This is a genomic window from Capsulimonas sp., from assembly GCF_039929585.1.
GTDB lineage: Bacteria > Armatimonadota > Armatimonadia > Armatimonadales > Capsulimonadaceae > Capsulimonas.
Window position 1 is genome coordinate 1 of the sequence record NZ_JBDSQY010000169.1, and the last position, 7,266, is coordinate 7,266.

General features: G+C 57.4%; 7 protein-coding genes and 1 pseudogene. 4 read left to right on the forward strand and 4 right to left on the reverse strand.

What is annotated here, in order from left to right; genetic code table 11:
* The 4 genes and pseudogenes from ABIZ35_RS11755 to ABIZ35_RS11770 all read left to right on the forward strand — a co-directional run.
* Nucleotides 1-390 (forward strand): annotated as a pseudogene (locus ABIZ35_RS11755) (hypothetical protein); the annotation flags it as partial.
* Between the two features lie 148 nt (nucleotides 391-538).
* A complete protein-coding gene (gene greA, locus ABIZ35_RS11760) occupies nucleotides 539-1,015 on the forward strand; it encodes a transcription elongation factor GreA (protein ID WP_348220094.1) in 477 nt (158 codons plus the stop codon).
* A gap of 116 nt (nucleotides 1,016-1,131) precedes the next feature.
* Nucleotides 1,132-2,688 carry a lysine--tRNA ligase gene (gene lysS / locus ABIZ35_RS11765; protein ID WP_348220095.1) on the forward strand — a complete coding sequence of 519 codons (1,557 nt, stop codon included), beginning with the start codon at nucleotides 1,132-1,134 and terminating at the stop codon, nucleotides 2,686-2,688.
* Between the two features lie 239 nt (nucleotides 2,689-2,927).
* Complete coding sequence (locus tag ABIZ35_RS11770) at nucleotides 2,928-4,106, forward strand: ATP-binding protein (RefSeq protein WP_348220096.1); 1,179 nt, start codon at nucleotides 2,928-2,930, stop codon at nucleotides 4,104-4,106.
* Between the two features lie 5 nt (nucleotides 4,107-4,111).
* On the opposite strand, the gene ABIZ35_RS11775 is transcribed toward ABIZ35_RS11770, so the two are convergent.
* The 4 genes from ABIZ35_RS11775 to ABIZ35_RS11790 form a co-directional block, all read right to left on the reverse strand.
* Complete coding sequence (locus tag ABIZ35_RS11775) at nucleotides 4,112-4,642, reverse strand: hypothetical protein (RefSeq protein ID WP_348220097.1); 531 nt, start codon at nucleotides 4,640-4,642, stop codon at nucleotides 4,112-4,114.
* A 127-nt stretch (nucleotides 4,643-4,769) separates the two neighbouring features.
* On the reverse strand, nucleotides 4,770-5,690 hold the full coding sequence (locus tag ABIZ35_RS11780) for a DUF1559 domain-containing protein (RefSeq protein WP_348220098.1): 921 nt from the start codon (nucleotides 5,688-5,690) through the stop codon (nucleotides 4,770-4,772).
* Nucleotides 5,691-5,953: 263 nt separating this feature from the next.
* Nucleotides 5,954-6,598: a hypothetical protein gene (locus ABIZ35_RS11785; protein WP_348220099.1), complete on the reverse strand. Its 645-nt coding sequence runs from the start codon at nucleotides 6,596-6,598 to the stop codon at nucleotides 5,954-5,956.
* A gap of 293 nt (nucleotides 6,599-6,891) precedes the next feature.
* Nucleotides 6,892-7,266 (reverse strand): hypothetical protein (locus ABIZ35_RS11790; protein WP_348220100.1); only part of this gene is annotated, 375 nt, incomplete at its 5' end.

A 7,266-nucleotide genomic window follows, 5' to 3' on the forward strand; every position in this document is an offset into this window, starting at 1 on the left:
CGCGAGCTGCTCCCAGTATTTGGAAGCGCCTTCGGATGGCGCGCAGTGGCGCGCGAACTCGTTGGTCTCGTTCCGGGCGGAGTGGGGGTCGTGGTGAAAGGCGCTATCGCCTATGCTGGCACCTATACTGTCGGCAAAACGGCTTCGATTTACTTCAGCACCGGCCAAAAGCTGACTGCTGCTCGAATGAAGCAACTCTATCAGGACGCCTACCGCAGCGCCTTGGACAAAGTTCGCGGTTTGCTGCGCCGCTCGCCTGCGGAGACCGCGCCGGCAAACGATGCTTCCACCAGTCTGACAGTGATCGAAGAGCGTCCCAAGCCGGAAATTGCGCCTTCTGACCATTATTTTGAAGATACGCTTGACAATCATGTCAAAATTGGGGTATAACAGCGCGCAAACATTGCCACTATCGAGTACATAGGCGAACATAAAGAGCACTGGCTGACCCGCCCGGAGCAGGGCTTTGGCGGCCGGTGCTTCTGTTCATTCACTGTCATCGATCCTGGAATCCTTCCGAGCGAGGAGATCTGAGCACTTGGGCGACATCGAAGAGATCGTATTAACAGCGGCTGGATATAAGGAACTTTCGGAGGAGCTGGATAAGCTGCGCACGACCGAGCGGCGGGAAGTGGCGGAACGGATCCGGGACGCCATCACCTATGGCGAGCTTACGGAAAACTCCGAGTATGAAGATGCGAAAAATGCGCAGGCTTTCCTGGAAGGCCGCATTGAAGATCTGAAGCATATCATGCAGATCGCGCGTCCCATGGAGAACGATGAGATCCCAACCGACTATGTGGGACTCGGATCGATCGTTATGGTGACCGACGATATTGGCGATGAATGGGAATTTACGCTGGTCTCACCCGTCGAAGCGAATCCGAACATTGATAAGATCAGCGACGAGTCGCCAGTGGGCGAAGCGCTGTTCGGCAAAAAAGTGGGCGATACCGTTTCCGTGACGGTTCCCGCCGGCAAAAATAAATACCTGATCACCGCCATTCGCAAATAGTGAACGGCGGCCCGCACTTCTCTGGTTCTTCGCCGACGCAATTCGCGCCGGCGAAGGCCAATCCCTCATCGCACGACTACCCAACTGACAGCATCGCATCACTGAGGAGCGCTCTCTTGTCCGAAATCGAACACCCCGAACTCGCGTCCGACGCCGGCGCGCAGCAGACGGCGCATCAAGGCGTCGACCCAATCCGGCTGGAAAAGCTGAACGCCCTGCGGGCCGCAGGCCGCGATCCGTTCCAGGTCGAGCGCTTTCCCGTCACCCATCACGCCGACCAGATCGCCGCCGGCTTTGAGACACTCGAAAATGAGACCGTCTCGGTCGCCGGCCGTATCACCGTCGTGCGCCTGATGGGGAAGGCCGCCTTTCTCGACCTGACCGACAGCTCCGGCCGTATTCAGCTTTATGTTCGCAAAGATGAGATCGGCGATGAGATCTTCGATGATCTCAAGCACCGTCTGGACCTGGGCGATATTGTCGGCGTGTCGGGTTTTGTCTTCCGGACGAAGACCGGCGAAATCTCAGTCCACGTCAAGTCCTGGACCCTGCTCGCCAAAGCTCTCCGTACGCTGCCGTTCGGCAAGGAGTATGAGTCGGAGACCGGCGAAGAGAAGCACAGCGGCCAGCTTGCGGATACCGAGATCCGCTACCGGCAGCGCTACGTCGATCTGACGGTCAACAAGCAGGCGCGCGAAGTTCTGCTCAGCCGCATCAAGATCGTGCGCGCCATGCGCCAGTATTTAGACAATCAGAATTATCTGGAAGTCGAGACGCCGATCCTGCAATCGATCGCGGGCGGCGCGGCGGCGCGGCCGTTCTTAACGCATCACAACGCCCTGGACGCCGAGCTGCACCTGCGTATTTCCCTGGAGCTTTATCTGAAGCGCCTGATCGTCGGCGGCTTCGACAAGGTCTATGAGATCGGCCGCGTTTTCCGCAACGAGGGCATTAGCACCCGGCATAACCCCGAGTTCACGCTGATGGAGCTTTACGCCGCCTACGCCGATCTGGACGACATGATGGAGCTGGTCGAGGGCATGTTCCGATATATCTGCAAGGAACTGCACGGCTGCGAACAGTTTTCGTACGGCGGTCACGAGATCGATCTGGCGCCCGCGTTTACCCGCCTGCCGATCCTGGAAGGCATCCACAAGTACGCAGGAGTCGCGCCGGAAGAGCTGGAAACGCTCGAATCCGCCCATGCTGTCCTCAAGCGGTTAGGGCTGCCTACCGAGAACGAGCCGACCGTTGGCGGCATCATCGAGAAGCTGCATGAGAAATACACGCAGCCGACGCTGATCCAGCCGACCTTCATCACAGACTTCCCGCTGGAGACTTCTCCGCTTGCGAAGAAGCATCCGGAGAACCAGCGCTTGACCCGGCGCTTCGAAATTTACATCGCCGCCGCCGAGCTGGGCAACGCCTTCAGCGAAATCAACGATCCGATCGATCAGCGGGAGCGCTTTGTGCAGCAGATGAGCCTGCGCGCCGGCGGCGACGCTGAGGCGCATCCGATGGATGAGGACTTCCTGCGGGCGATGGAGTACGGCATGCCTCCCACGGGAGGCTACGGCAGCGGTGTCGACCGCCTGGCGATCCTCCTCACCGGGGCGCCCAGCATTCGCGACGTCATTCTCTTTCCGCAGTTGAAGCCCGAAAAACATGCCTAGCAAGCATTGTATTCGCCCTTGCTTCTCCTCCGTGAGACGCAAGGGCAAAACAAGCAGCCGTAAATATTTTTTCAAACCGTCCTAATGCGCAGGAATCCCGATTGGACATCGCGAAACATACCTGGACCCTGAATCGTCAAGCGGAAATCAGCTGTTACTGGTATGACAAGTGTTCTTAGCGCTTCCTGTTATTCTTACGAATACGAGCAGAGGCGTGAAAGACAGGGAGATGATGTCCGTTGAGCGTCGAATATTTGAAAGACATTCAGCCTTCGCCTCAATCGCCGATTGCGGGAGATGACAAGGCATCGGGGAATACGCGGTCCAATCGCAGCACGCCAAAGTTCGGCTTTGCGTCGGCGGGCCGTGAAGTTCGTCCGCAAACGTCAGCTGAATTCAGCCGCCGTTATAAGGCGCCCAGCAAGGTGCTCGCGAGCGTTCGAGATATCTTCATCAACCCCTCTGTCGGCTCGCTTCTTACCCTCGGCCTGCTTGCGCTGTGCACCTGGTGGATTTTGCGGATTCGAGAGTTTATCGTCACGGGTAGTCCCCAAACGATCCTCTATCTCATTCCCGTCGCCATCGCCGCCGCATTTCTGGGTGTTCGTGGAGGCGTCGCCGCGTCATTCGCAGCTCTGATCCTCACACGCATCTATTTTTTCAATGACAATCAGCATGGCTGGGCGCTCGTGTCGCTGCCCAAGATGGCCGAGAGCGTACAGTCGATGGCGCTGCTTCTTGGGATGCTCGCGATCGCCTTGGTGACCGGCAGGCTGCGCAAGATTTTGGGCTACCTCCATGACTCGCACCTGCGCCTGGAAGAGGTCAACGAGCGCCTCGCGTCGGCCAATCAGCGTCTGATTGAGAGCGAGGAACAGCGGCGTTCATTCAACAGCGAAGTCCTGCTCGCGGTCACTGGCGGCAAGCTGAACCTCGTGGATCGCGCCGAGATCCTGCCGCGCGATCTTGCCGAAGCCCAGCCGGTGCGTGTCCAATCCCTGCGGACGCCGTTGGACGCTTCCTGTCTGCGCCGTGACCTGCACCAAATCGCGATGGATCTCCATATGGACATCAATCGCACCGCCGACCTCCTTACGAGTGTCAGCGAGGCCGCCACCAACGCTATCAAGCACGGCGGCGGCGGCGGCGCCCGTGTCTGGCTCGACGGCCCGATCGTCAGCGTCCTTATCGACGACAACGGAACCGGTATCGCCCCAGTCCACCTCGCCCGCGCCACGCTAGAAAAAGGCTACTCCACCCGCATCTCCCTCGGCATGGGCTTCCATCTCATGCTCGAAGCCGCCGACAACCTCACATTCAGCACAAGCAGCGAGGGAACGTCCATCCTGCTGCAAATCTCCAGCAAGCCAAAAATCTCCGAAGAAGACGCTATTCTGGCGAAGTACATGCGCGTTTAGATTGTTTATTTGCCGATCGTCAAATAACGGCGCTTCTGAAGTTCTGCCTCCGCACGGCGAAATGTATGCTCATTCAGACTGAAATAATCAGACGAATATCCGTACACCAGCGTCCGCCCATCGCTCAGTGAGCCATGAAGGATGTAGCTGCCTGACTGAACTTTTTTCGTTCGGCGCAGGACGTGCAGTGACTTCCCATCAAACAGCATCAGTGCGGACGGAGCGCCGACACCTGAAGTGGAGAAGACCAGAGTATGCGGGTGTTTCGGCAGCCACATAAAACTACAAATCTGGGCCAGACCCTTCAACTGCGTTGAACCGTGAACGTTATCTTTAGCAACAGAAACCGATAAGACGCCTGTTGTTCCAGCGTCGATCATGAAGTCCGTGACGAACAGGTGATCCGGAGATGCGATGTGCGTTGCATGATCGGGGGCGGCGGCTTCCACAATGTGGCCATGCGCATCAGCGTTATGAGGTGTGAGCGACATTAGTAAAACGAGAGCTGCAATGAGGTTTTTCGCCGGGCAATTCAAGTTGTGTTGTCTCCTGGAAGTGCTATTGGGCAGCATATGATCTCAGAAATGTGGGGAGTTAAAAAACAAAACCAGCCTGCGACCTTTCGGTTGCAGGCTGGTTTCTTGTCGTTCCCTTAAGGGAGAATTAGTTACAGTTCGGATGCGCGCCGTCGGCGTCGGTCGCCCAAAGGCAGATGTCGGAGATAACCTTCTCTGCGCGGATGGCCTTGACGTGGCCATCAACGAACTGGCAGTTGACCAAGCCGGTGTGGCGGGCTTGAGCCAGGGACAGAGCGCCGTTCGGGACGACTCCGCCGTTGAATGTCCAGTTGGCGTTGCCGATGTTGGCCCAGTAGTGAGCGTACTGCGCGCCAGGAACGACCATGAAAGCGGCGTCGGTGGCAGCCAAAGCGGCGTCGGGCGTGCCGTTGTAGTTCGGTGTAATGCCGCTTTCGCCGGTAGCATCAGGAGCAACGCCATAGTAGGTGGCGTCGGTAACCATGATCGTACCCGACGGGCGCTGAATGGAAGCCAGGCTTACGGGCGTCGAGGCGGTGCCAGCCGGGGCGCCGAACGGGGCGGCGGGGCTCAGGAAGGCGTCATTGTGACCGTAGCTATTTTGGCCGCCGTAGTCCATGCCGGCGGCGCCGGGAGCGGCGGCCAGTTTCTGATTGCCCGTGTTGTTGGAGGTGAAGGCGGCAGGGTTCGATGGACACTTGAAGACATCGAAGCTCTTGGTGTACGGCTGCAGAAGATACATCCAGTAGAACTTTGTGCTGGAGGCGGCGTCAAGGCCGGCGTAAGGATTGGCGCCGCTCGTGTACTCCGTACAGGTGCCGGCACAGTTGAAGCGGTGAGGGTAGAAGGCTTCGTCGTAATCCTGGTTATACTGCAGGGTGGCGAGGCCGATTTGGCGCATGTTGCTGGCGCAGCTGATCTGGCGGGCCTTCTCACGGGCCTTGGCGAAGACGGGGAACAGGATGGCGGCGAGAATCGCGATGATAGCGATGACGACGAGCAGTTCAATAAGGGTGAAACCCTTTACTGACTTCATGGACAGTTTCATGGATCATTTCTCCTGGTATGTAACGAACACTTTTTATAATCCGGCCCTGCGGTTGACTGCTTGGGGCCGGTTTCTCTTGAGTACGCCGCTATTGTACCGTGCAATCTAGGGGGCGAGATTAAGGGAATGTTAAGGAGTCATTAAGTTTGTGTTAACTTTTCGTTTTAACGTATGAAAACAATTGCGCGGGGTAATCAATCATAACAAAGCGCCCGATCCGGGGAGGATCGGGCGCTTTGGCGGCGGGGCCTGGGAGGGGCGTGCTAATTCTTAGTGGTCGTAGCGTGTAAGGCGCGCTTGCTCTGTCCGCGTCCGAGGCCGCGCTTGAAGGGAGCGCGCTGAACGATCTCGCGGTAGTCCAGACCGGCGGCGGTCAGCGCCTGGTGCCAGGAGTCGAACCGGCGGCGGGCCGCCGTGATCAGCGTGATGTCTTCGGATTCCATGTTCTTGGCGTTCAGACCCGCGCCGTTCTTGTGGAACTCGCGGACCATGGCCAGCACACGCTCATCATCCCACTCGCGGTACCGGCGGATGTCGTCGTAGTTGAGGCCGGAGCTTTCCAGCGCCTCACGCCAGGAGCCGAAGTGGCTTTTCTTAGTGGCGGCGGCGGCGAGCTGAGGATCGACGTTTAGACAGACATTACGCCAGGACAGGTCGACGCCCTGCGCGTGCAGTTCCTGAACGCGGGCGATGATACGCTCGCGGGTCCAGGACTTGTAACGGCGGATCTGTTCGTAGTCGAGGCCGGAGAAGTTGACGGCCGCTTCCCAGGTTCCGAAGTAGCGGGTGGCGGCCCGTAAAAGCGTAAGATTATTTGTGGCGACGCTGGAGTAGTTGAGATTCTCCCCGGACTCGTACATGCTGACGATTTCCATCGCAATCGCTTCTTTATTCCATTTTCGATACATAACCAGCTTTGATCCTCCATGTTGGCCAAGGATGCGCGTTACCGCTGTTTCCTAGCTTGTCTATTCCCATTGTTGCCTGTATACCGGGCCTGCGCAATATTGACAGCCTGGATCGACTGCTGTTGTTGGATTAGAGGACGCTGATGCGTATTTCCTTCAACGCCTACGCAGGGAGTATAACAGCAAATAGTGATAAGATCATTAAGACAGGATTAAATTTTTACGAAATATAATTGATGATATTTTGATGGAAGCCCCTCGCCGAATTGGAACGGCGAGGGCGATCGAAGCGGTTAGGGGAGTTTGTCGAGGGGGAATGATGCAAACTTCGGGTCGCTGGTGATGACGCGCAAAGCGATGGACTTGGTGTCCCGGTTGACGCGCGCGGTTCCATCGGCGTTAAACGCATCGAAGACCACGACAAAGAACCCGGCGAGGTCGTTGTAGTTGTCGCGTCGCTTGACCAGGCGTGGGCTGACGGTGTTCGCGATCTCAAATGGGTTTCCGGCAAGCACATTCTCGGGACTCCCGGCGATGTTGTCGTAGAATTGCTGCCGTGCGATCAGCTGCTGCGGTGTGTAAACTTGAATGGGCTTGAAATTATTCTCTCGGTCGTCGCTGAGAACGAACTGAATCTCTTGAAGTCTTTTGAAGAGGGTCTCGGGATC